Origin of the sequence: Pseudomonas sp. BN505 (assembly GCF_029873175.1) — a bacterium.
In the GTDB taxonomy this organism is placed as follows: domain Bacteria; phylum Pseudomonadota; class Gammaproteobacteria; order Pseudomonadales; family Pseudomonadaceae; genus Aquipseudomonas; species Aquipseudomonas putida.
In genome coordinates this window covers 1-508 of record NZ_SSOI01000003.1, presented here as the reverse complement: position 1 = coordinate 508, position 508 = coordinate 1, and the positions used below count along the sequence as shown (strand labels likewise).

Annotated in this window: 1 protein-coding gene; it reads right to left on the bottom strand. The window is 57.3% G+C overall.

Annotation, left to right across the window (positions count from 1 at the left end; translation table 11 throughout):
• Positions 1 to 219 (bottom strand): thiamine pyrophosphate-binding protein (locus tag E8E78_RS00015; RefSeq protein WP_274102569.1); only part of this gene is annotated, 219 nt, incomplete at its 3' end.
• Between the last annotated feature and the right edge of the window lie 289 nt (positions 220 to 508).

The window sequence follows — 508 nt, the reverse complement described above, 5'->3', positions numbered from 1 at the left end:
GCCGAGGGTCGACAGGCTGACGCCGGTCTTGCCGGTCAGGCGGCCGTAGGTGGCAGCCATGAAACCTGCAGACTGCTCGTGGCGGGTCAGTACCAGCTTGATCTTCGACTTGCGCAGGGATTCGAGCAGGTCGAGGTTTTCCTCGCCGGGAATGCCGAATACATACTCGACACCTTCGTTTTCCAGGCATTGCACAACGACATCGGCGGCCTTGGCCATCTTGCTTGCTACCTCAAGTGATGGGACGGTGGAAGTCCAGAAATGCGCAGCACGGTACGCTGGCATCGCTCGGTCCAGGGGTAGGAATGCCCTGAATCAAAGTCTTGACGTAGGGTGGGCGTTGGAAAGTCACGTTAATGTAACTGCGATATTGTCGCAGTGCTGCGCTGGCGCCGTTGTAGAACCAACAGTCTTGCTCAGGCTTTGAAAGCGCGCTCGTCTATATTTCTGGCTCGAATTGTGGGAGGCGACTTACCACAGATCCCTGTAGGAGCAGCCTTGTGCTGCG